We start from the raw sequence: 22501 nt of genomic DNA, 5'->3' as shown, positions 1-22501 counted from the left end.
CGCGCCGGACGCGCATTCCTTGTCCCGTCAGGCGGGGCCCCTAGACTGCGTGCTTCTTCCTCGACCACCGCACCGGGCTCATGATCACCGCGCCGCTCCGCTTCCAGCTCAGTCCCGTCATCGTCATCTACATGCTCGTGGTCCACGGGCTGGCCGCGTTGGCGTTCTTCCTTCCCTGGCCCCCGTACGCGCTGCCGGTGGCGCTGGCCGTGTACGTGTCCATTGGCCTGGGCACGACGGTGGGGCTGCACCGCCTCCTCTGCCACCGCGCCTTCGTGTGCCCCCGCTGGGTGGAGTACGCGCTGGTGACCGTGGCCATGCTCACGGCGCAGGGCAGTCCGCTCTTGTGGGCCGCCAACCACCGGCTGCACCACGCGAAGGCGGACGCGGACGGGGACGTGCACTCGCCGCTGCGCGGCTTCTGGTACGCGCACATGGGCTGGATCCTCAACGAGGCCTCCACGGAGGAGGACGGCTGGCGCACCTGGTGCCGTGACATGGCGGACGACCGCTACTACCACTGGCTCCTGCGCTACCGCATCGCGCCGCAGGTGCTGGGGGTGCTCTTCGTGGGGCTGACGTTCGGCTGGCGCACGGTGCCCGCGTACTTCTTCCTGCCCGTGGTGTGCTGGATGCAGAGCACCTACGCGGTGAACTCCGTGTGCCACGCGGCGTTCGGACACCGCGTCCACGACACGCGCGACCACAGCCGCAACGTGTGGTGGGTGAGCGTGCTCGCGCTGGGCGAGGGCTGGCACAACAACCACCACGCCTTCCCCGCGTCCGCGCGGCACGGCTGGGTGTGGTGGCAGTGGGACCCGGGCTGGCTCTTCATCCGAGCGCTCCAGGCCCTGGGGCTGGCGTGGGACGTGCGCCTGCCGTCCCGGCTCAGGTCAGGACCTGCGGCGTGAGGCCCAGGGCGGGCATCCGCTCCGCGTCCCACGCCTCGATGGCATCCAGCCCCGCGATGTAGCGGCGCGCCGGGTTCTTCACCGGGTTGCGGATGCTGACGATTTCGGGCCCGGAGAAGAGGATGGTCTGCCTGTAGCGGGGCAGGTCGCTCATCATCAGCTTGGACGCGTAGTGCCGCGCGATGTTGGGCAGGCTGCCCAGCGTGTGGCACAGCCGCTGGAAGTGCTCCACCACCTCCGACGCGTGCATCTGCTTGGGCCGGTGGCACAGCGTGTAGCCGTCGTAGTCCCGGCTGGTGGTGCCGGGCAGAAGCCGGTCCTCGGCCTTCAGCTCGCGGAAGAAGGGCGTCTCCGGATACGGGCACACGATGCCCAGGAACGTGACGGAGAAGTACTTCAGGTCCGCCAGGTAGTCCGGCAGCCGGTGCAGGTACTCGTTGGTGTCGCCGTCCGAGCCGACGATGAGCCCGAAGGACAGGAGGATGCCCGCGGAGAAGACGCGGCGGATGACGGCGTCCACCTCCGACAGCTTGTTCTGGCCCTTGTTCATCGCCTTGAGCGAGTCCGGGTTGAGCGACTCCAGGCCGGTGTAGACGTAGCGGCAGCCCGCCTTCGCCATCAGCTTCACCAGGGACTCGTCCTTGAGCACGTTGAAGGTGAGCGCGCAGCCCCACGTCTTCTTCAAGGGGATGAGCGCTTCGCACAGCGCGCGCAGGTACTTGGGCGAGCCGCCCAGGTTGTTGTCCAGGAAGACGAACGCGTCCCCCATCAGCCCCAGGAAGTTCGGGTTCCAGCGCATGCGCGTCTGGATTTCGTCGATGACCTCCGGGATGGGCCGGAAGCGGTAGCGCTCGTGGCCGGTGAGCACGCAGAAGTTGCACGTGAAGGGGCAGCCGCGCGACGCCTCGATGCCCGGCAGGCGCACCTTGTTGTGCGTGAAGTCGATGAGCTCGTAGCGGTACGGCCGGATGGCGGCGGCGCCCTGCGACGGTAGGCTGTAGCGGGGCTTCAGCTCCCCCTTCTCGAAGTCCGCGATGAGCGCGGGCACGTTGGACTCCGGCTCTCCGGTGATGACCGCGTCGAAGTACTTCGCCGCGTCGTCGGGGAAGTGGCCCGCGTGCCGGCCGCCCGCCACCGTCGTCATGCCGCGCTGACGGAAGAGGGTGGAGAGGACCTTGGTGTGCTCGTAGTACGAGTGCAGGTACGAGAAGAAGACGAGGTCCCAGTGCCGGTCCAACGGCAGGTCCGCCTCCTTCTCGTTGAAGATCTCCACCTCCGCGTGCTCCGGGCACAGGCCCGCGATGAGCTCTGGCACAGAGGACTGCATGATGGAGGGTTCCTTGATTCGCAGCCGGGTCGGATGGGTGTACGTGGCGATGATGGCGATGCGCATGCGAGCGGGCCCGGTGGCGGCGCGGCTGCAACGGGCGCTCGCGTTCGTGTTTTCACCTGCCGGACCGCGTCCCCCTTCGTCGGCGGAGGATCACCCGGAGTCCGGGCGCTGGCAAAGGATCTCCATCACACGCGCCACACTCTCCGCGTGTTTCCGGTGGCAGCGGACGACCCAGGAGGACCTATCTCGTGTGGGGGCGTGCTGATAGATCTTTGAAACATGGATACTTCTCCTTCGCCAACCGCCCCGGGTTGGCCGTTTAAGCGTTACTTCTGGATTTCCATCGTGTTCGCGGTGGCGCTGGGCGCACTGGCGCTGCGCTCGGGATTCATGCCGGATGACTTCATCTGGCTGGGCGTCTGGGACAACATTCCGCCGCCCGCGCCGCTGGGCAACACGCACCTGGACGTGTACCGCACGGCCACGGGCATCCCGGAGCACACGCTGCGGCTGGCGGAGGTGGGCGTCTTCCCGTGGTGGGTGGAGCCCACCGTGCGCGTCGCGTTCTTCCGGCCCCTGGGCAGCCTGCTCTACGGGCTGGACCACGTGCTCTACAACCGCGTCGCCGTGGCCTATCAGTTCCACTCGCTGCTCTGGTACGTGGGCCTGGTGGTGCTGGCGGGCGCGCTGTTCCGGCGGGTGCTGCCCACGGCGGTGGCGGGCGTGGCGATGGTCCTCTTCGCCCTCTGGGGCTCGCACGCGGCGGTGCTGGGCTGGCTGTCCTACCGCAGCGTGGTGATGTCGCTGCTGTTCGGCGTCCTCGGTCTCGCCTTCCACGTCCAGTGGCGGGAGCAGGGGCGCAAGAGCGCGCTGGTGGGGGCGCTCGTGTCCTTCGCGCTCGCGCTCCTGTGCGGTGAGACGATGGTCATCCTCAGCCCGTACGTGCTGGCCTACGAGGCCTTCTCCGGGCCGGGGCAGGCGAAGGACAAGCTCAAGGGGCTCATCCCCTTCGGCGTGCTGATGGCCCTCTACTTCGCGGCGTACCGGGCCATGGGCTACGGCGCGGGCGGCTCGGACATGTACCTGGACGCCCTGGGGACGCCCGTGGCGTGGTTCCAGGCGATGCTCGGGCGCGTGCCGGCCGCCATCGCGGGCCTGACGCTGAACGCGCCCCCGGACTTCATCTTCGACCAGTCCCTGGTGCCCCTCTTCACCATGCTGGGCGCGGTGGGCCTGACGCTGTTCTCGCTGCTCGTGTGGGGCGTGTGGCCCCGGCTGGAGGCCGCGGAGCGGCGCACGGTGGGCTGGATGCTGACGGGCGCGTTCGTGTCCACGTGGATGTCCAACTCCGCCTTCGCCGGCTCGCGCACGCTCATCGTGCCCAGCCTGGGCATGGCGGTGGGCCTGGCCGTGGTGCTGCGCCACGCGTGGAAGGGGCGGGCGAAGACGTTCCGCGCGGGCGCGGTGCTGGCCGGCGCGGCGGTGATGGCGCTCATCCACGTCGTGGGCTCGCCCTACATCTGGTGGCAGACCATGGAGCAGTACTCCCAGGCGGACGCGCTCATGGGGCGCGTGCAGGCGCGCTACACGGAGGCGTTTGACCAGGAGAAGCTCCCCAACCAGCGCGTGGTGGTACTCAACTCCCCCAACGGCATCATCGGCATCTACGGCTCCGTGCGCTGGTGGTCCTCGGGCCAGCCGCTGCCGAAGGCCTGGTGGGTGCTGTCCTATTCGCTCCACGAGCAGAAGGTGACGCGCACCGGCCCCAACTCGGTGGAGCTGGCGCTCACCAAGGGCGGCCACTTCCTGGACTCCGTGGAGGAGCGCATCCACCGCGCCGCGCGCCACCCGGTGCACCAGGGCGACGAGTTCGACATGAAGGGCATGAAGGTGCGCATCGAGGAGGCGGACGCCGAGGGCCCCACGCGCATCTCCTACACCTTCGACGTGCCGCTGGAGGACCCGTCGCTGAAGCTGGTCCAGTGGCAGAACAAGAAGGTGGTGCCCTGGGTGCCGCCGGCCGTGGGTGGACCGTCGACGGCCCTCAACGTCCGGGTCGTGCAGTAGGGCCGCGGCAGGTGGCGCGGGGGACTGCTCCCCCGCGCCCGGGCCTTCTTCAGCCCACCATCCGAACCACGGCCAGCGTGAGTCCGTAGACGAGGACGGACACCAGCGCGGCGGCGGGGATGGTGAACACCCACGCCCAGATGATGCGGCCGGCGGTGCCCCACTTCACGGCCCGCCAGCCGCGCGTGGACCCCACGCCGACGATGGCGCCGGTGATGGTGTGCGTGGTGGAGACGGGGATGCCCAGCTCCGCCAGCGCGATGATGGTGACGCCGCCGCCCGTCTCCGCGCTGAAGCCGCCAATTGGCGCCAGCTTCGTGAGGCTGTGGCCCATGGTGCGGATGATGCGCCAGCCGCCGAAGAAGGTGCCCAGCGCGATGGCGGCGTGGCAGGAGATGATCATCCACCAGTCGATGTGGAACGGGCGGTCGCGCCAGATGGTGCCGAAGAGCACCACCGCGATGATGCCCATGACCTTCTGCGCGTCGTTGGTGCCGTGGCTGAAGGAGAAGATGGCGGACGACACCAGCTGCAGCCGGCGGAACCAGGTGTCCACGCGCAGCGGCGTCTGACGGTGCACCGCCCAGGTGCTGGCCAGCATCATCCCGATGCCCAGCGTCATGCCGATGAGCGGCGACAGCACGATGAAGGCCGCGATGCGCGCGATGCCGCTGCCCACCAGGCCCTCGAAGCCCAGCACGGGCAGCGTGGCGCCAATCATCCCGCCCGCCAGCGCGTGCGACGACGAAGAGGGCAGCCCCCACCACCAGGTGAGCAGGTTCCAGACGATGGCGCCCATCAGCGACGAGAAGATGACCATCAGCACCGCGGTGGGGCCGGCGGCGCGCAGCATCTCGAAGTTGATGATGCCCTTGCCCATGGTGTTGGCCACGTGCACGCCGCCCGCGAAGGCCGCGATGAAGTTGAAGAACGCGGCCCAGGCGACAGCCAGGTTCGGTGACAGCACGCGCGTGGACACCACGGTGGCGATGGAGTTCGCCGCGTCGTGGAATCCGTTGATGAAATCGAAGACGAGCGCGACGACGACAATGGCGACGACCGCTGCGAGCAGCATCTCAGCTGTGCTCCAGCACGACGCCCTCGATGACGTTGGCCACGCCCTGGCACTTGTCCGTGGCCGTCTCGATGAGGTCGTAGATCTCCTTCCACTTGATGATGGTCAGGGTATCCACGCCGCTCTTGAACAGCCGGCCCATGCCCGCGCGCAGGGCTTCATCCGCCTGGGACTCCAGGTGCTTGATCTCCTTGCAGCCCGCGAGGATCTGCTCCGGCTTCTTGATGAGCCGCAGCGCCGCGACGACCTCCTGCACCTTCTGCGTGGAGAGCACCAAGAGCCGCGCCAGCTCCGTGGCGTCCGCCCGGGTGGATTCGATCTCGTAGTAGAGCAGCCGCGCCGCCGCCGCGTTGGTCAGGTCCAACACGTCATCGATGCGCGACAGGAGCGTGTGGATCTGCCCCCGGTCGAACGGGGTGATGAACTGCTGGTGGAGCCGGTTGAAGGCCGTGTGGGTGACCTCGTCGCCCTTGTGCTCCACGTCCTTGAGGGCCTGGACGCGCGTGGGCACGTCCCGGAAGTCGCTCAGGAGTTCGTGTAGGAGCTTCGCTCCCTCGACAGTTCTGGCGCATTGCGCGTCGAAGTCGTCGAAGAACTCGTCCGACTTCGGCATCAGCTTTTCGAGCATGGGGATCTCCCTCGGCGCCTGGAGGGACAGGAGCTATCCGCCGCGGGAGGGGGTGGCGCCTCTAGGGGGTGACACTCCCGTGACGCGGGAGTGACTACCCTACCTGGAGAGATTCGCCAGTGTTCCGTACGAAAACGTACGGATTCCGGGGGGTTGCGCTTGACGCGAGGAGCCGCTCAGACGACGCGGTTGCGCAGCTCCTCGAAGAAGCCCACCCACAGCTGCCACATCTCTTCCGCACCGCGGGTGATGGTGGCCAGCTCCTCGTCCGTGTACGCAAGGCCCATGGTGTGGCCGGCCGTCTCCACGTGATCCGGCTCCTGCTTCACGTGGATGTCCACCCAGGGCAGGGCCTTGAGGCCCGTGGTGCGGCGCACCAGCTTGCCCAGCTTGGCCACCATGGTGAGGTCCGCCACCTCCGTGCCGTAGAGAAAGCCCAGGCCCGTGAGGTGGCTGTCCGTGGAGCGCTGGTACCCGTCGATGAGCCGGCGCGTCGCGGGCGTCATGTCCGCCTCCGACACGCCCGCCTTGGTGAAGCCCGCGTCCGTCATCGTCTGGATGAAGAAGCGCTCGTGCGCGCGCGCCGGGTCTCCCTCGCCCACCTCCTGGTTGAGGATGTGCGTCACCGCCGTCTTCATCTCCATCTGCGGGCAGACGGCGATGAGCTTGCCCAGGAAGGTGGGGAAGTAGTGCAGGGGGTGCCACCACTGACCCAGGACCAGCTCCGCCTGATCGCGGCTGAAGGCCTTCTCGTCCACCACCTCGAAGAACCGGTGCTTGATCAGCTGCTCACGGTGGGAATTCTTCGCCAGTGCCGCCTCGATGGTCTGGTTCCGCATTGCCGCCTCCAGGTTGGTCCAAAAGGGCTGGGTGGGCGTTTATCACAAAGCAGGACTGTGATTCTTGGAAATGTGGAAAGACAAGTTCAGCGTGACTACGTGGTTTACCGCCAGTATGGAACGTGCAGGCAGGCAAGGGTGGGCTGTTCGGCATAGGGGCTGACGGCCTACAGTTGGAAAATCGGCATTTTTCCCCTGGCCCCCTTGTACGGAAGGCGCATGACCCTGTTCCGGCACCCTGAAGATCGCATCCCGGTCCTGATGTTCCTTGGCGTCTTCGCGCTCGACATGACGGTGTTCCTCACGGCGCGCAGTTGGTGGGTGCCGGTGCTGTGGTTCGGGCTGGGCATCATCCCCAAGGGGTGGATCTGCTCGTGGAACCACCACCACCAGCACCTGTCCTTCTTCAAGCACGCGCTGCCCAACCGCCTGTTGGAGATCGTCTTCGGCTTCCAGACGGGCGTGACGTCGCAGGCGTGGTTCCTCCACCACGTGCTGGGCCACCACAAGAACTACCTGGACCAGACGCAGGACGAGTCGCGCTGGAAGCGGGATGACGGCTCGACGATGGGGGAGGTGGAGTACTCGCTGAGCACGGCGCTGACCGCGTACTCGCGCGCGTTCCAGGTGGGCAAGAAGCATCACCCCAAGGCGCTGCGCGTGTTCGTGTGGATGGCCGCGCTCCAGCTGGTGCTGCTGGCGGGCCTGTTCTGGGTGAACCCCTACAACGCGCTCTTCGTGTTCCTGCTGCCCATGATGGCGTCGCTCTACGTGACGACCTGGGCCACGTACTTCCACCACGTGGGCCTGGAGACGGCCAACCACTCGGAGGCCTCGTACAACATCCTCCACAAGGGCTACAACCTGATGACGGGCAACCTGGGCTACCACACCGCGCATCACACGCGGCACGGTCTGCACTGGTCCAAGCTGCCGGAGCTGCACGCGCAGCTGGCGCAGGAGATCCCCGCGAACCTGTACCGCCAGCCGGGCATCCCGTTCGTCTGGCGCGGCTCCGAGGAGAAGCTCGTGCTGAGCGACCACGAGGTCGCCGCGCTCTCCGGCAGGCCCGTGGAAGGCAGCAGGGAGACGCTGGCCGCCTAGCGGTCCCGCGGTCCCCGCTGGAAGCTCCCGCCGGAAGTGCTCCTTCCGGCGGAGGGTGCCGCGGACAGTTACTTCGGCGGCTGCTGCGGCTCCGTCGTGCGGTTCGCCGCCAGGTTGATGACGTTGAGGAGCAGGTCCTTCACGCGGCGGGGCTTGTTGCCGCCGTTGTCCTCGATGATCTTGTCGATGTCGTCATCCTGCCGGTGGTACTCGGGGATGAGGTCGCCGCCGCCCTCGGGGTTGGACAGGCCCTCGAAGAGGAAGAGCACGTCCTCGCCCTTGCGTCCGAAGGACGCGCCGTCCTGCCGGTCGCGGTAGACGTTGATGTCGCGGTTGATGCGGTCGAACGGATCCGCCAGCTGCTGGTTCGCCTGGTCCACCACGTCGCGGAAGTAGTTGGGCTGGCCCTTGGTGTTGGTGTCCACCACGGACAGGCGCTGATCATCCCAGCGGCCCACCATGTCCGTGTTGATGACGCCGGCGATGTTCTTCAGCTCCAGGCCGGGGATGGGGTGGTCCACGAAGTACTGCGAGCCCACCAGGCCCTTCTCCTCCGCGCCCGTCCAGATGAAGAGCACGGAGCGGTCCAGCTTGCCGTTCTTCGCGGCCTCCGCCAGCTCCGGCACCGCCGCCATCAGCACCGCGCTGCCGGACGCGTTGTCGTCCGCGCCGTTGTACGCGTTGCCCTTGCGGTCCACGCCCACGTGGTCCAGGTGGGCCATCACCACGATGACCTCGTCCTTGTGCGGGCCGGTGCCGGGCAGCATGGCCATGGTGTTCACCGCCTGGCCCGTGGCGGAGGCCACCTGCTTGAGCTCCTCCACGCTGCGCTGCTTGCCCGCGCGCGCCGGCACCACCGACTGGCCCGCCGCCTTCATCGTCTGCTCGTACTGCTGGTTGAGCTTCTTCAGCGTGTCCTTGGGCATCTTCTCGTCCAGGTAGAAGCCCTCCTGGAACATCGTGTGGCCGAACTGCTTGTGCTCGGCATGCCCGGCGTGGGCCGCGCCCTCCGTCTCGCCCGCCTTGTCCGCGCCCAGCCACGAGTAGACGTTGAACTTCTGCTGGAAGGGGTTCTCCGGGTTGTTGATGTTGGGCCCCACCAGCCCGTACTTCTCCGCGTGGGCCTGCACGTAGACGGAAGCGGCGTCCAGCCCCGCGGAGGGGCTGTCACGTCCCTGCAGCGCGTCCGAGGCCAGGTACTCGAGGTGCGTCATCGGATCCGAGTCGGCCGACACGGGCGGCTCGGTGGGGGCCTCCGGCGGCACCGGTGTCGTCGGCGCCGGCGTCGGGGTGGTGGGCGCGGGCAGCCCCAGGATGGGAGGGGGCGCGGGCAGCCGCGGCAGCTGGCCGGGCGCGGGACGCGTGCTGCTGGAGGACTCGAAGCCGTCCTTGAACGCAAGGGGGCGGTTCCGGGACTTCGTCTCCGTCGTCCGGGCGTCCTGCGAGGACAACCGCGAGACGGAGGTGAGGGGACGCGAGCTGTCGTTGATCTTCGAGGCCATGGTGGGGTGTCCGGGGGGAGGAACCGCGCTCCCCAGATTATCCGCCGAACCCCCTGAGGAGTTGTGCGTCACGGCAAAGTTCCGCCCGCGTCCGGTTCATCCCCTGAATCCCCGTTTCAAAACCGGGCCCATGAGTGCGACGTCCTGACGCTCCGTGTGAGACCCGGCTTGCTACAAATCACATGTTTCATGTGACGCCCGGCGCTACTCCATTTTCTCAATCAATGAATGACACGAGTGAAAACAGACAGACTCCGGGTCTTGGCGCGAGGGGTGCAGTAGGGCCGCGGGCAGTCCACCCCACACCATGAGGTAGCGGATGCATTTGAAGATCACGGGTTCCCTGCTGGCTTCCGTGCTGCTGAGCATCACGGGTTGCGCGGGCGGTGCCGACGACGGCCAGGCTTCCGGTTCCCTGGGCGCGCAGGAAGCCGCGGCGTCCCAGTGCGTGAACAAGTTCGACGGCATCACGAGCTGCGCGCTGGGCCGCGCGAGGCTGGGTTCCGCCGCGGACGGGCTGGCGGTGTCCAACCTCACGACCCAGAAGGACGGCGTCTCCAGCGGCTTCACGCAGGCCGTGAAGTGGGATCAGCGCGTGGCGATGAGCCTGGGGGCGCAGGGCGGCTACCAGCTGTCCGCGCGTGATGGCGACCAGGTCGTCAGCACGCTGAAGGTGACGCCGGGCCGCGAGGCGAACACGGTCAACATCCTGCCCACGTTCACGGGCTCGCCGGGCGGCTCCGCGTACAAGATGAACATCTACCGGGGCGGCGTGCTCCAGGGCTCCAGCCCCCAGCCGGCCGGGCTGATGATCACCTTCACCAACTGGCGGGACTTCCTGCGCTGGGCGGAGATGCACCAGCACTTCCTGAACGACTACGACATCGACGGGCTGTCCACCGGCTCCGCGGAGACGAACGTCGGCGCGTGCGTGTGGCGCCTGGACTCGGAGAAGAACACCTTCACCGTGGACATCAACGGCAAGTCCGTCACCGGTGACTCGGTGGAGTTCATCGAGACCGTCGCGGATGGCGCGTACCCGTACCGTCACTTCACGGGCATCGACACGAACGCCATCGCCGGTGAGTACACCATCCGCTCCGAGTCCATCACCCAGCCCAAGGGCGTGAAGTAGTCACGACCACGCCGGGCGGGGATGTGCTTCCCGTCCGGCGTGAGCCGCTAGCGTCTCCCGGAGACGGAGGACGTGGGCGTCGCCGCGTTCCGGCCGCTGCCACCCACTCCCGTGGCGGGGCTCAACGTGGGCGTGCGCGCGGCCTCCAGCGGCGCCTTGCGGGCCGGCGCGAAGGAGGCGGGGACTTCGTTGGCGTAGAGCAGCTTGTAGGCGCTGTAGCTACTGAGCACGCGCTTCACGTAGTCGCGGGTCTCGTCGAAGGCGATGTGCTCCACCCACTCGTCCAGCTCCGCCTGGGGCAGGGCCTTGCGCCAGCGCTCCACCGCCGCGGGGCCCGCGTTGTAGGCGGCCACCGCGTAGGCGGGGTTGCCGTCGAAGTGCTTGAGCAGCGAGCCCAGGTACGCCGCCCCCAGCCGGATGTTCTGCGCGGGCTGGAGCAGCGACGACATCTCGAACGACGCCAGCTTGAGCGAGTCCGCCACCGCCTGGGCCGTCGTGGGCATGAGCTGCGCGAGCCCCAGCGCGCCGGTGGACGAACGTGCGCGCGGGTTGAACCGGCTCTCCTCGCGGATGAGGCCCTGCAGGAGGTCGGGGTCCACGCGCGCGGCCTTCGAGTAGCTCTGGATGAGGGGCCGGAACGCGAGCGGCCACGTCGCCTCCCACACCGGACGGGACGCGGCGCTGAGCGGCCCGGCGGCCTCCTGGCGCAGCGTCACGCGAGCCACCTGCCTCGTGGCCCGGCCCCGGCCGGTGCGGCGCATGGTCTGGTAGAGCAGCCGCGCGGGCGCTTCCGCCAGGCCGCGCGTGTCCACCGCGAGCAGTTCCTCCACCACGCCCGGCTGTCCCAGGCGCAAGAGCTCCACGCCCGCCGCGAAGCGCGCATCCTTCTGGAGCGGGCCCGGGGGCAGGGGCCAGACCTCGTCGTTGGCCGGCGCGGCGGTGTTCACGCTCTTCGCCACCGCCGGTTGCGCGGCGGTCTCCGTCAACCGCGCCAGCCGCTCCGGCGCGTGCTGCGCCAGCCGCGTGCGGGACAGCAGCCCGTACCAGGCCGTGGGGCGCTCGGTGGCGATGAGCTCGTAGCGCGCGAGCGCCGCGTCCAGCGCGCCGGCGTTCTCCTGGACCCGCGCCTGCCAGTAGCGCGCGCGCCAGAGGGCGTCGTCGGTGCGCGCGGACTCCGGCAGCTGCTCCACCGACATCAGCGACGCCAGGCCCGGCTGCGTCTCGCCCTTGCGCTGGTGCAGCCAGAAGGCGCGGAAGAGGGCCTCGGCGGCGAAGTTGCCGGCGGGGTAGCGCTTCGCCAGCGCCTCGTAGTTCTCCAGCGCTTCGTCCGCGCGGCCCAGGCGCTGCTGCGTCCAGGCCTCGAAGAACAGCGCGTCGTCCGCGTAGCCGTGCTCCGGGTAGTCGCGCGCCAGCGTGGCGTACGTCTCCACCGCCGCTTCCGGCTGCACCACGGACTGCGAATAGGCGAGCAGGTAGAGCGCCTGCGGCCGCTGCTCGGGCGACTGGCACTCGCGCGCCACCGGCTCCAGCACCTGGATGGCGCGGCGGTGCTGACGCTCCTTGCGCAGCGCGCGGCCCAGGGTGAGCTGGGCGCGGCAGGCCAGCTCGTCCGGGAGCTCCGTGCGGGGCCCCGAGCGGGCCAGCATGTTCATGGCCGGGACGTTCTGGTGCAGCTCCACCAGCGCCTCCGCGCGGCGCACGCGCCACTTCATGGGCAGGGGCAAATCGCGCAGCAGGGCTTTCGCGCGGTCCGCCTCCGGCGACAGGGGCGCGGTGGCCCAGACCTCCAGCAGCGCGCGGTGCTCGGCGTTGTACATGCCCTGCGCGCGCGCCAGGTCGCAGTACGCGAGCAGCGCCTTCATGCGCAGCGCGTCCGGTCCGCGGGCCTGCCGGTTGTCGATGAACTCCTGGAGCGCCGCCAGCGCCTCGGGGATCTTCAGCTGGCGCTTGAGCACGCGCGCCATGGTGAAGCGGGCCTCCGGATAGAGCGGGGAGCTGGGGCTCACCGCGCCATACTGCTCCGCCGCGCGCAGCGGCTTGCGCAGCCGCTCATGCGACTGCGCGGCCTTCATCAGGCAGTGGTCGCGCAACGGGACGTAGTCCTCCGCGAGCGCGGTGAACTCCGCGGCGGCGGTCGCGAAGTCGCGCGCGAGGAACGCGCTCTGCGCCTGGAGGAAGCGGCCGGGGAGGGAAGGGGGAGACTCCGTCGCGAGCAGCGCCCGCGCGGACTTGTACCGGCCGCGGTCGAACTCCGCCTTCGCCTTCGCCAGCAGGCCTTCCGCGAAGTAGGTCGAAAGCCGCTCCGGCCCGAAGGACTCCGCCGTCACCTCGTCCTGGGAGGGCTGCGCCGTCGGCGTGTCGAGCAGGGCCTCCAGCTTCTCCTCCGACATCACGTCGCCGGAGTCGTCCTCGTCGGGTGCCTGTGCCCACATGGTGCCCGGAGCCCACAGGCCCGCGCACGCGAGCAAGACCGCTGCTGTTCCTCGAAGTCCGTCCATGCCAGCCCTCGTTCGTCCGCCAGGGACCCGGATGGATTGGCACTGCCCGTGAGCTTGGAACCTGCCCGCCCGTCCGCTTGCCGGGCCTGCGTTGGCTTTTGTGCATCCGCCCCCAGGCACACACCCGGAGCGCTGCACGAAAGCCAACGGCCCGCGGACCCTGCGGCTGGCGTCTGGGGTGCTACATACCCAGGGGCGCCTGCCTGCTGTCAGGGCGCGGCGTTCTGCACCGAGAGGTCGCTCGGCATGCGGGGCGCCACCTCGTAGGTCGCCTCATACTGCGCGGCGAGCCCCACTACGGCGATGCTCTGTCCCACGGTGAGGGCCTGGAGCGCGGCCTTGTCGAAGCCGGCGGACACGTGGACGAACACCTGCACCTCGCCGGTGCCGTCGTCGATGTAGAGCTTGTAGCCGTAGGGCGAGTCGTCCTGGAACGCCTGGGTGATCGCGCCGCTCACGCGGATCAGCTGGCCTTCCACGGACTCGCTCACGCCGCCGGTGGTGACTCCCTTGGGTGACACCTGCTCCGTGCCCGACTTCAGGTCCACGTCCTCGGGCACGCTCTTGAGGATGCGCAGCCGGTTCTGCTCGTCCAGCGTGCCGGTGACGCGCACGCGGGCGCCCAGGCTGAAGGGCAGCTTCTCCTCCAGCTTGACGTAGATGCCGCCGGTGTCGTCCTGGATGGCGAAGCCCTCGTCGCCCAGGGCGGAGGAGAACGTGCCCGGAGCCACGGTGACCGAGCCCTCCACCGTCACCTCCGAGCCGTTGGAGCGCGAACGCGCATCCTCGATGGAGAGCACCGGATGACAGCCGGCGAGTGCGAGCACGAACGCGCCCAGCACCGTCAGGGTGCTCCGGCTCGAAAGGGGAGGGGAGGAAGGGAAGGAGGTCGGGTTCATGGCCCCCTTCTAGCATCCAGCGGGCAGGGATAGCTGGTATTTCTGATTGTTCTCGAATTTGCCCGAAATAGGACTGGCGTCTGCCTTTGTGTCGCATCGAGGCCGGGCGGACTTGTCGACACACTGCGTCTGCGACGGAGCGTGGAGGCTTGCGACAGGTGATACATGAGGAGAACCGATGTGAATCATTGGCTCCTCTTGCGGTTCACGGGCCTGTAGCTTTACCGTGCGCCTGCTGCCCTCCCCCGGACATCCATGACCACTTCGAGTCTCCCTTCGTCGAGTGTCGCGGTCGAAGCCAAGCCCTCGCTGGCCCGCATCTGGTGGCTCGCGCTGCGACCCAAGACGTTGACGGCCTCCATCGCGCCCACGGTGCTGGGGTGGGCCTTCGCCAACGCGGAGGGGCAATGGCGGCTCGCTCCGGCGCTCACGTTCCTGGTGGGCTTCGTGCTCATGCAGATCGTGAGCAACCTGGTGAACGACTACGCGGACTTCGAGCGGGGCGCGGACACCGAGGCGCGCCTGGGGCCCGCGCGCGTCACGCAGAAGGGTTGGCTCACCGCGCGTGAGGTGGCGACGGCCGCGGCGCTGGCGTTCACCGGCTCGTCGCTGGCGCTGCTGCTGCTGACCCGGGCGGAGGGCTGGACGGTGTTCGCGGGCGGCGCCTTTTGTCTGGCGGGCGCGGTCCTCTACTCCGCGGGCCCCATCCCCCTGGGCTACCTGGGGATGGGGGACGTGCTGGTGCTGATCATCTTCGGCCTGCTGGGGGTGAGCGGCAGCTACGTCGTGCTCACCCACCACGTCACGCCGGCCGTGCTGCTGGCGGGGCTGTCCATGGGGTTGTTCTCCGCCGGCATCCTCGCGGTGAACAACCTGCGCGACCGCGAGACGGACGTGGTCGCCGGCAAGCGCACGCTGGTGGTGCGCTTCGGCCAACGCTTCGGGCGTTGGGAGTACACGGTGGCGGTGGGGGGCGCGTTCGCGCTCCCGGTAGCGGCCTGGCTGCTCATGCCCGAGCACGGCCGGGCCTGGCTCTTCACGCTGCCGGCCCTGCCGCTCGCGGTGAGGCAGATCCGCGCCATCTGGCGTGAGGATGGCGGTGCGCTCAACCCCCACCTGGGGAAGACGGCGGCGCTGGGGCTCGTCTTCGCGCTGCTCCTGTCCGCCGGCCTCAGCCTCTAGTCCGACGCCCTGAGTCACCCGCCCGCGGGGCTCCATCCGCCTGCGCGATCTGGAGTCCACGAATTGCGCGGACTCTCATAATGTGGTCAGTTCGAACCGATGAGGTGTTCTCCTCCCAACCCTTCCCAAGCCTCACCGTCTCCGCGATGCGGAGCGTTGGCGGCGTCGGGAAGGGTGGGTCGCGTGGGCCCGCGCGTGAGGATACCTGCTCCCTTTCCTCCCCCTGACTTCCCCCGGCCTCGTCTTCCATGAACCGCTCAATCCTGCTGAAGAGCGCGTGGTGCGCCCTGTTGGTGCCCCTGCTGTCCTGCAACCTCCTCAAGGTCACTGACGACGAGGGGTCCACCACGGGCCGCGGTGCCAAGCGGTTCGACCCGTACCAGGGCCTCAACTCCGGAGCGATCCGGCTGAGCCTCCAGTACATCAACGGCTGCGCCTTCCTGCCCAACGGGCAGATGGTGGCGAAGAACAGCGTGACCGGCTCGTACCCGGACATGTGCATCACGCCGCTCGGGCAGAACCCGCTGACGCTGTCGCCTCCTACTGGGACGCTGCAGATTCTGTCGGACACCCAGTACTTCCTGAACCAGTTCTCCGTGTCGGAGACCGTGGTCAACCAGCACAACAACCCCAACGACCAGACCGCCGCGCTGGGGTGGATCAAGAACGAGTCCGTGTTCGCGGGCCTGGACTGGACCAACGTCAACCAGGGTCCGGACGAGTGGAGCTTCTACAGCCTCGCGGGCGCCGTGGAGGACTGCTGGACCCGCGAGGTGCAGTTCGGCAACGCGAACTGGCAGAAGGTGAAGGACGACACCATCACCGTGGAGGTGCTGGACGAGACGGGCACCCCGCGCGCGAGCCAGACTTACCTGCGCTCGGAGCTGTTGGCCTCCTCACCCTACGCCGGCCACAGCCGCTTCTCCTGGCGGTCGGAGAACCTGAAGCCGCCGCGCTTCCCCGGCGACAAGGACCCCGGCACCGTGACGGGCTTCGCGGGCGGCCTGGACCAGAGCGCCATCACGCGCACCATCGCGCGCGTGGACTGGGTGGGCAGCACCAACCCCTTCAAGGTGCTGCGCGTGCCGCGCCTGTCGGGTCCCGGCGCGCTCAAGGCCACCTGGAGCCAGCTGCCGGACAAGCCGTTCTTCTTCCCCGTCACGTACATCATCCCGGATGACCGCCCGTCCACCTGCACCGACGACGCCGGCAACCCGGTGCAGTGCAGCCCGGGCCTGGACTCGCGGCTGGTGTTCTCGCCTCCGAAGGAGGGCAGCTTCTACAAGCCCGGCGAGGACGTGAGCGTCTACGTGGACCTGCGCGACAGCGCGGGCGCGCACCTGCACTCGCGCGACCTGCTGCCCAGCGCGCGGGAGATCATCGCCGGCCAGTCCAACGGCATCCAGACCTTCGTCCCCAACGTCATCGCGACCGTCGGGGAGAACGACTCCATCTCCAACGTGGCCATCGCCGGTCCCATCCAGGACCTGAAGGTGCTGGGCAACCCCAGCGACAAGCCCGAGTTCTTCGCCCGGCCGTTCCCGTTCGCGATGCTGGATGACGCCACGCTCACGGGGCTGACGCCGGGCCTCATCGACTACAAGTGGCCCACCCGCCAGACGTTCACGCTGCCCGCGAACGCGAAGCCGGGCACCTACGTGGCGCTGGTGAAGTTCAACCGCGCGTCCCTGGGGGAGCGCGTCGCCAAGTTGAACCCGTTCTTCTTCCAGGTGGGCCAGGACGAGCCGACGACGTACCCGGGCAACGTGGGCAACTGCCAGCTCTGCCACCGCGGCGTGCTGTCGCTGGACAACCTGCGCCACGGCCTGTCGGTGGACCACATCGAGAGCTGCAAGGTCTGCCACCACTACGACACGGACACGGTGGGCCGCACGCAGGAGATGGTGCACCGCATCCACATGAACTCGCCCAGCTATCCGGCCAACCGCGCGGACTGCACCGTGTGCCACCTGACGCGCAAGAGCACGGAGCGGCCCAGCCTGTCGCTGTGCGGCTCGTGCCACATCTCGCAGCACGGGGACGAGTTCTTCCAGATCGCCTTCAAACAGCGCGGCACGCCCAGCAAGTTCGGCAACTGCGCGCAGACCTGCCACGGCGGCGATCAGCTTCCCGCCAGCCACATCCTCCCCGCGAAGTAGGGGACGCAACCCGCCATGCACAGAGCTCTCTTCGTCGGAACGCTCCTCGGCGCGGCCCTGCTGAACGCCGGCTGCCAGGAATCCAACAACCCCTCGGCGTCCACCTTCACGCCGCGCCCCACGTATGAAAACCGCGAGCCGGAGGGCCTCACGTCCCGGCTGACCGGCTTCACCGTGGACCCGGAGGCCTACTTCTTCAACCTGGCCGGCTGCGCGCCAACGCCCGAGCAGTGCCAGCTGCCGCCGCTGTACGCGGAGTTCAGCCCGCTGTTGCAGCGCGCGGTGGTGCAGAACGCGCCCATCTCCCTGCTGGACAGCGCCACGGGCCAGGTGCTCGCGGAAGCCGGCGTGGTCGCGCCGTCGGACCCCAACGGTGTCTGGACCCTGGACAAGGTGCCCACGCGCCGGGGCGCGCCGTACTTCGTGCTGTCGCTGGGGGGGCCGCAGGCCGCGCTCGCCAACAACGCCGTGATGCCGCTGCCTCCGCCGATGTTGACGCTGCAGCCCGTGCCGGCGGGCAACTACGTGCCCACGCTGACGGTGCGGCCGGTGGTGCCCGCGCACAGCGCCTGCGTGGGCCTGGAGGCCCTGCAGATGAGCGACAAGGGCATCCTGGAGGCGGTCGCGAAGTATCTGTCCTTCGAGGGCACGCCCACCACGGTGGCGGACCTGATCAACCCGGGCCGCTTCGGCGGCGTGACGGTGTTCTGGCTGTACCGGCCGGGCTTCCCCGTCTTCCGCGTGCCGGCGGCGAACACCACCGTGGAGGCCAGCGCGGGCCGCGTGCTGAACATCGAGTGGGCGCCCCCGGGCACCCCGCTGCCGCCGCCGCTGGCGGGGCTGCAGTCCACGCGCGGCTTCTTCATCCCGCCGGTGGCTCCGGGGGGGACTCCGGCGCCCAACAGCTCCCTGGGCCTCGTCGCCGTCGTCCACCCGCCGCAGCCGCAGCCGCCGATGGGGCCGCCGCCGGTGGTCCACTACGAAGCGAAGGACACCACCACGAGCGACCCGGAAGGGCGCCCGTGGGTGCTCCAGCCGCTGGATCTTCCCGTGGCCCCAGGCAGCGTGACGTTCGCCGGCCTCCAGATGTACAGCAAGACGCCCTCTTCGACGCCCCAGATTCCCCCGCCCAGCACCTGCCTGCCGGGCCAGTAGCCGCCTCACCCGTTCCAACACCGGCGCTGCTGTCCACTCCTTCCCGTGGAGCAGACGGAGCGCCGTGTGCCGTTCCCGTTCATCCGGAGAAGCGTTCCCCATGATGAAGAAGATCCTGATCGCCATTGGTGCGTTGGTCGCCCTGGTCCTGATTGGCGCGGGTACCGCCATGGGCGTGGCCAGCCACAAGATCAACAAGACGTATGACTATGTCGCGCTGCCCAACATCACGCGCGACAGCTCGCCGGAGGGCATTGCCCGCGGTGAGCAGGTGTTCCGCGCGGTGTGCGCGGAGTGTCACGCGGGCGGTGGCAACACCAAGCCCGTGGGCGGCCGGATGCACGACTTCCCGCCAGATCTGGGCACGTTCTATTCCGCGAACATCACCTCCGACATGGAGAAGGGCGTGGGGGCCTGGACGGACCAGGAGATCGCCCGGATGGTGATCAACGGCATCGACAAGAGCCACCACTTCCGTCCCATGCCCGCGTTCCCCAACATGGGTGACAAGGACATCGCGGCGGTCATCGGCTTCATGCGCTCCGGGCACCCGGACTTCGCGCCGGAGACGTCCCAGCCGCCGCGCTCCGAGCTGACGCCCCCGGGCCGGATGGTGTTCGCGTTCGCCATGGGCATCAACGACAAGGGCCGCACGGAGCCGGTGCCCGTGCCCGCGAAGGCGGCGGACTCCGTGGAGTACGGCCGCTACCTGGCCGGCAGCGTCTACGACTGCGTCTTCTGCCACTCGCCGGGCTTCGACGGCAGCGCCGTGAAGTTGCAGCACCCGGACACGGTGCTGAGCGGCGGCTTCGAGTTCGACCTGACGCCGCTGGGCGGCGAGGGCAAGCTGCTGTCGCCCAACATCACCGTCAGCGAGTCGGCCGGCATCGGCAAGTGGACGCTGGAGGAGTTCAAGCACGCCATGATCACGGGCGTGACGCCGGGCGGCTACATCCTGCGCCCGCCCATGCCCAAGTACCGCTACGCGGACGACGTGGAGCTCGCGGCCCTCTACACCTTCCTGCGCTCCATGAAGCCCAACGACACGGTCGTGCCGCCGCCCACCGGTGGCCGTCCCAAGGCGGAGCCCTCCGCTGATCCGGAGAAGATGTTCAGCTCCCTGGGCTGCGCCACCTGCCACGCCCCCGGCAAGGCCTTCGAGGCCAAGCTCCAGGGCGCCAAGGGCAAAGCCCCGGAGGAGGTGGCGAAGTGGATCCGCAACCCCGAGTCCTTCAAGCCCGGCACGCAGATGCCCACCTACGAGTCCCTCGTCGACGAGAACAACGCCCTGTCGCTGGCGAAGTACGTCCTGGGCAAGACGGGTGGCACTGTCAGTGAGGGCACCGCGCCCTGAGTTTGACACCGGTGTGACATTGACCCCCGCGTGAGTGTCAACACGCGGGGGTCTCGTGAAACAACCCATCCCTCCCGGAGTGGGCGGGTGTCACAGGAAGTACCGGTTGATATAAGCTTTCATGCGAAGTCGTTCCCCCACCCTGCGGAGCGTCATTCCATGAATGTTTCACCGGCCTCCCCCTCGGCTCAGCGGTCGCAGCGCCCCCAGAAACTTCACCTCCACGAGACAAAGGCCCCAGATGCGCAGGGGCCCATCCGGTTGGATGACGTGCTCTGGAATCCGGTCAACGCGGAGGAGGCGCTGGAGGGGCTGGAGAAGATCCTCGCCCGGTTGAACGCGCGGGATGACTCACGCGCCATCTTCCTGGACATCTACGCCATCGTCACGCGGAAGGTCGTCCACCTGCTGAGCCGCGAGGACGCGGGCGGCTTCCTGGAACCCGAGTGGCTGTCGCACCTGACGGGCCGCTTCGCGGAGGAGGCGCTCATCGCCGTCAGGGACTCGCTGAAGAACCTGCCGCTGCCCACCGCGGCGTGGCGCTTCGCGACGCATTACCCGGCCCAGCGCCTCACCCAGCCGTACCAGGACGCGCTGCTGGGCGTGAGCGCCCACATCAACCACGACCTGGGAATGGTCGTCTACGACAACATCGCCCACCAGTCGCCGCCGGCGGATGCACGCCGCATGGCGCGCTACCGGCATGACTACTTCCACGTGAACGAGATCCTTCGCTCGTGCATTCCGGAGTGCGTGGACCTGCTCGCGGAGCGCTACCGGTGCGCGTCCACGCGGCTGCTGCTGCGCGTGCCCTTCAGCCGCCCCGTGGTGGAGCGGACGGTGATGCAGATGCTCATCGTGTGGCGGCAGCGCGTCTGGGACAACGTGGTCGCGATGCTGGAGGCGCAGACGCCCGAGGAGCACCAGGCCGTCGTGGAGCGCGTCCGCACGACGTCCGGTCGCATCGCGCAGGCGCTGTGCGCGGACAAGGCGCTCTGGTGGACGGTGCGCGGCGAGTCGCCGCCGTTCAGCCTGGACCTGCCGCCGGAGGCGTGGCCTGGCGTGGTGCTGCCTCCGGAGCCTGATCCGGCAGAGGACGCGAGCGCTGCCCGCGCCGGCTAGCGGACCGCCTCAGGAGGGCGTGACTCCGGCCACGAGGTAGAAGCGCACCTGGCCGGAGTTGACGGCGTAGGCGACGTCCACGCCCAACAGGGGCAGCACGACGTTGTTGAGGTAGAGCCGCAGGCCCCCGCCCACGCCCTGGGCCAGGGTGATGGGGTTCTGGCCCGTGATCGTCTGCCGCAGGTAGTTGCGGATGACGCGCCCGTTGGCGTCGAGCAGGAGCCCATCCTCGGCCACCTCCTGCCACGCGACGGCACCCGTGTCGGAGAAGGCGACGCCCCGGAAGGCCAGCGACTGCACCTTGAAGAGGGGGAAGTGGTACTCGGCCGTGAAGGTGAGCCGGCTGTCGCCGCGGAACTGCCGGTACTGGAAGCCGCGCGGCGTGTTGCCGCCCATCACCAGCTCCTGGTGGAAGGGCAGGTCCGTGCCCAGGACCAGCTCTCCGCGCAGCACCAGGTTGTTCTCCGAGAAGAAGCGGATGCCGTGGCGGTAGAGGAGGCCGAACTTGCGGTAGTCGAACTCGCTCCACACGTCCGGGGTGGACACCTCGTAGGAGGCCTCCAGGTTGAGCCCCTCCGTCACCGCGTGCAGCGTCTGGCGCGTGTCCAGGCCCACCATGAGGCGCAGCGACGTGTCTCGCATGGCGGGGCCGGTGGAGAACGGCGGCGTCGTCACCGGCATCTCCGGATCCGGAGTCTTCGCGTCGATGCTGGACAGGCGGTACTTGGCCGCCGCGCGCACGCGCTCGAAGAGGATGACGCCCAGTTCGGAGCTGATGGACGCGGAGTTGAAGCGCGTGCGCCGGAGGACCTCCGGGTCGTCCTCGCTGGCGTCCATGCTGTACTCGTCCACGCGGTCGCTCTTGAGCTGTCCCTCCAGGCTGAACTTGAGCTGCGGCAGGCCGAAGAGGATCGGATCCAGGAAGCCCACGTACAGGCCGCTCTCGCCGGTGCTCACCTGCGCCGCGACGGCGAACTTCTTCGCGCGGCCGCCCAGGTTGTTCTCCGCGTAGAGCAGCCCGCCGCCGGTGTTCGCGGAGGACAGCGCCACCGTGGGGGCCACCACCCACGACGCCTTGTCCTTCACGCGCAGCACCAGCCGCACGCGCCCGTCGGGCATCGGCTCGGTGCTGACACGGACATCCTGGAAGAGGCCTGTGGCCAGAAGGCGCCGCTCCACCTTCTCAAGCTCCTCGCTGTCCACCTCGTCGCCCACGCCCACCTGTCCGAACGAGCGCACCGTCGAGGACCGCGTCTTGTTCGCGCCCTCCACCGTCACGTCTCCGACCTGGGAGCGTAGGGAGGTGGACGCGGGCAGGTCCTCGTCAGCGTGGGCCATGGGGGCCCCCAGGCCCGTCAGGGCCAGGGCGAGGACGGACAGGTGATGGCGGAAGCAGGAGAAAAGCACGCACTGCTCATACTCCACGGGCCGCGGGCGCTGGTTGTTTCGGCGCGTGTCGAACGGCGCGGTCGCGCGATGTTCAACGTTCGGCGTCCGGCTCGACCCGCCGACGGCCCCCCGTGCGCCCTGGAGAACAC

The 22501-nt window shown here is 68.8% G+C and carries 17 protein-coding genes; 9 read left to right on the top strand and 8 right to left on the bottom strand.

Going from position 1 to position 22501, the window contains the following annotated elements; translation table 11 throughout:
• Window positions 1-80: 80 nt before the first annotated feature.
• Window positions 81-911, top strand: coding sequence for an acyl-CoA desaturase (locus tag D7X30_RS37650; RefSeq protein WP_120567811.1), 831 nt, complete (start codon window positions 81-83; stop codon window positions 909-911).
• Here the strand turns inward: D7X30_RS37650 and D7X30_RS37645 are convergent.
• On the bottom strand, window positions 889-2304 hold the full coding sequence (locus tag D7X30_RS37645; RefSeq protein WP_120567810.1) for a radical SAM protein: 1416 nt from the start codon (window positions 2302-2304) through the stop codon (window positions 889-891). The two genes, D7X30_RS37650 and D7X30_RS37645, sit on opposite strands and share 23 nt — an antisense overlap.
• A gap of 285 nt (window positions 2305-2589) precedes the next feature.
• Here D7X30_RS37645 and D7X30_RS37640 point away from each other — a divergent pair, with 285 nt between their 5' ends.
• Window positions 2590-4311: a hypothetical protein gene (locus D7X30_RS37640; RefSeq protein WP_120567809.1), complete on the top strand. Its 1722-nt coding sequence runs from the start codon at window positions 2590-2592 to the stop codon at window positions 4309-4311.
• 49 nt (window positions 4312-4360) lie between these two features.
• Here the strand turns inward: D7X30_RS37640 and D7X30_RS37635 are convergent, their stop codons facing one another.
• The 3 genes from D7X30_RS37635 to D7X30_RS37625 form a co-directional block, all read right to left on the bottom strand.
• Window positions 4361-5386, bottom strand: coding sequence for an inorganic phosphate transporter (locus tag D7X30_RS37635; protein WP_120567808.1), 1026 nt, complete (start codon window positions 5384-5386; stop codon window positions 4361-4363).
• A gap of 1 nt (window position 5387) precedes the next feature.
• Window positions 5388-6014 (bottom strand): DUF47 domain-containing protein, encoded by a 627-nt coding sequence (locus tag D7X30_RS37630; RefSeq protein ID WP_120567807.1) that lies wholly within the window; start codon window positions 6012-6014, stop codon window positions 5388-5390.
• 176 nt (window positions 6015-6190) lie between these two features.
• Window positions 6191-6853 (bottom strand): TenA family transcriptional regulator, encoded by a 663-nt coding sequence (locus D7X30_RS37625; RefSeq protein WP_014397545.1) that lies wholly within the window; start codon window positions 6851-6853, stop codon window positions 6191-6193.
• A 219-nt stretch (window positions 6854-7072) separates the two neighbouring features.
• Here D7X30_RS37625 and D7X30_RS37620 point away from each other — a divergent pair, with 219 nt between their 5' ends.
• On the top strand, window positions 7073-7957 hold the full coding sequence (locus D7X30_RS37620; protein ID WP_120567806.1) for a fatty acid desaturase: 885 nt from the start codon (window positions 7073-7075) through the stop codon (window positions 7955-7957).
• A gap of 68 nt (window positions 7958-8025) precedes the next feature.
• Here the strand turns inward: D7X30_RS37620 and D7X30_RS37615 are convergent, their stop codons facing one another.
• Window positions 8026-9459, bottom strand: a complete 1434-nt coding sequence (locus D7X30_RS37615) for a M28 family metallopeptidase (RefSeq protein WP_120567805.1) — start codon at window positions 9457-9459, stop codon at window positions 8026-8028.
• A 319-nt stretch (window positions 9460-9778) separates the two neighbouring features.
• On the opposite strand from D7X30_RS37615, the gene D7X30_RS37610 reads away from it, so the two are divergent.
• Complete coding sequence (locus D7X30_RS37610) at window positions 9779-10594, top strand: hypothetical protein (protein WP_199724661.1); 816 nt, start codon at window positions 9779-9781, stop codon at window positions 10592-10594.
• 47 nt (window positions 10595-10641) lie between these two features.
• On the opposite strand, the gene D7X30_RS37605 is transcribed toward D7X30_RS37610, so the two are convergent.
• Window positions 10642-13092 carry a transglycosylase SLT domain-containing protein gene (locus D7X30_RS37605; RefSeq protein ID WP_120567804.1) on the bottom strand — a complete coding sequence of 817 codons (2451 nt, stop codon included), beginning with the start codon at window positions 13090-13092 and terminating at the stop codon, window positions 10642-10644.
• Window positions 13093-13301: 209 nt separating this feature from the next.
• Entirely contained in the window at window positions 13302-13991 is a 690-nt protein-coding gene (locus D7X30_RS37600; protein WP_120567803.1) for a DNA-binding protein, read from the bottom strand.
• Window positions 13992-14246: 255 nt separating this feature from the next.
• Between D7X30_RS37600 and menA the strand changes: the two genes are divergently transcribed.
• The 5 genes from menA (at window position 14247) to D7X30_RS37575 (ending at window position 20963) form a co-directional block, all read left to right on the top strand.
• A complete protein-coding gene (gene menA / locus D7X30_RS37595; RefSeq protein WP_120567802.1) occupies window positions 14247-15173 on the top strand; it encodes a 1,4-dihydroxy-2-naphthoate octaprenyltransferase in 927 nt (308 codons plus the stop codon).
• A 248-nt stretch (window positions 15174-15421) separates the two neighbouring features.
• Window positions 15422-17332, top strand: a complete 1911-nt coding sequence (locus D7X30_RS37590) for a hypothetical protein (protein WP_120567801.1) — start codon at window positions 15422-15424, stop codon at window positions 17330-17332.
• Window positions 17333-17347: 15 nt separating this feature from the next.
• Complete coding sequence (locus D7X30_RS37585; RefSeq protein WP_120567800.1) at window positions 17348-18487, top strand: hypothetical protein; 1140 nt, start codon at window positions 17348-17350, stop codon at window positions 18485-18487.
• Window positions 18488-18587: 100 nt separating this feature from the next.
• The gene (locus D7X30_RS37580) at window positions 18588-19841 is read left to right on the top strand and encodes a c-type cytochrome (RefSeq protein ID WP_120567799.1); all 1254 of its coding nucleotides are present in this window, start codon (window positions 18588-18590) and stop codon (window positions 19839-19841) included.
• A 270-nt stretch (window positions 19842-20111) separates the two neighbouring features.
• Complete coding sequence (locus D7X30_RS37575; RefSeq protein WP_147443415.1) at window positions 20112-20963, top strand: DUF5995 family protein; 852 nt, start codon at window positions 20112-20114, stop codon at window positions 20961-20963.
• Between the two features lie 9 nt (window positions 20964-20972).
• On the opposite strand, the gene D7X30_RS37570 is transcribed toward D7X30_RS37575, so the two are convergent.
• Entirely contained in the window at window positions 20973-22370 is a 1398-nt protein-coding gene (locus D7X30_RS37570) for a BamA/TamA family outer membrane protein (RefSeq protein WP_370052032.1), read from the bottom strand.
• Window positions 22371-22501: the final 131 nt, after the last annotated feature.

Origin of the sequence: Corallococcus sp. AB011P (genome assembly GCF_003611605.1) — a bacterium.
Taxonomy (GTDB): Bacteria; Myxococcota; Myxococcia; order Myxococcales; family Myxococcaceae; genus Corallococcus; species Corallococcus coralloides.
The sequence above is the reverse complement of the archived record's forward strand: the minus strand, read 5'-3'. Positions and strand labels throughout refer to the sequence as shown.

Excerpts from the sequence above, each read along its gene's own strand:
- D7X30_RS37605 (WP_120567804.1), bottom strand. The coding sequence starts at position 13,092 with ATGGACGGACTTCGAGGAACAGCAGCGGTCTTGCTCGCGTGCGCGGGC.
- menA (WP_120567802.1), top strand. The coding sequence starts at position 14,247 with ATGACCACTTCGAGTCTCCCTTCGTCGAGTGTCGCGGTCGAAGCCAAG.
- D7X30_RS37590 (WP_120567801.1), top strand. The coding sequence starts at position 15,422 with ATGAACCGCTCAATCCTGCTGAAGAGCGCGTGGTGCGCCCTGTTGGTG.
- D7X30_RS37585 (WP_120567800.1), top strand. The coding sequence starts at position 17,348 with ATGCACAGAGCTCTCTTCGTCGGAACGCTCCTCGGCGCGGCCCTGCTG.
- D7X30_RS37610 (WP_199724661.1), top strand. The coding sequence starts at position 9,779 with ATGCATTTGAAGATCACGGGTTCCCTGCTGGCTTCCGTGCTGCTGAGC.
- D7X30_RS37600 (WP_120567803.1), bottom strand. The coding sequence starts at position 13,991 with ATGAACCCGACCTCCTTCCCTTCCTCCCCTCCCCTTTCGAGCCGGAGC.
- D7X30_RS37625 (WP_014397545.1), bottom strand. The coding sequence starts at position 6,853 with ATGCGGAACCAGACCATCGAGGCGGCACTGGCGAAGAATTCCCACCGT.
- D7X30_RS37650 (WP_120567811.1), top strand. The coding sequence starts at position 81 with ATGATCACCGCGCCGCTCCGCTTCCAGCTCAGTCCCGTCATCGTCATC.
- D7X30_RS37630 (WP_120567807.1), bottom strand. The coding sequence starts at position 6,014 with ATGCTCGAAAAGCTGATGCCGAAGTCGGACGAGTTCTTCGACGACTTC.
- D7X30_RS37620 (WP_120567806.1), top strand. The coding sequence starts at position 7,073 with ATGACCCTGTTCCGGCACCCTGAAGATCGCATCCCGGTCCTGATGTTC.
- D7X30_RS37645 (WP_120567810.1), bottom strand. The coding sequence starts at position 2,304 with ATGCGCATCGCCATCATCGCCACGTACACCCATCCGACCCGGCTGCGA.
- D7X30_RS37635 (WP_120567808.1), bottom strand. The coding sequence starts at position 5,386 with ATGCTGCTCGCAGCGGTCGTCGCCATTGTCGTCGTCGCGCTCGTCTTC.
- D7X30_RS37580 (WP_120567799.1), top strand. The coding sequence starts at position 18,588 with ATGATGAAGAAGATCCTGATCGCCATTGGTGCGTTGGTCGCCCTGGTC.
- D7X30_RS37615 (WP_120567805.1), bottom strand. The coding sequence starts at position 9,459 with ATGGCCTCGAAGATCAACGACAGCTCGCGTCCCCTCACCTCCGTCTCG.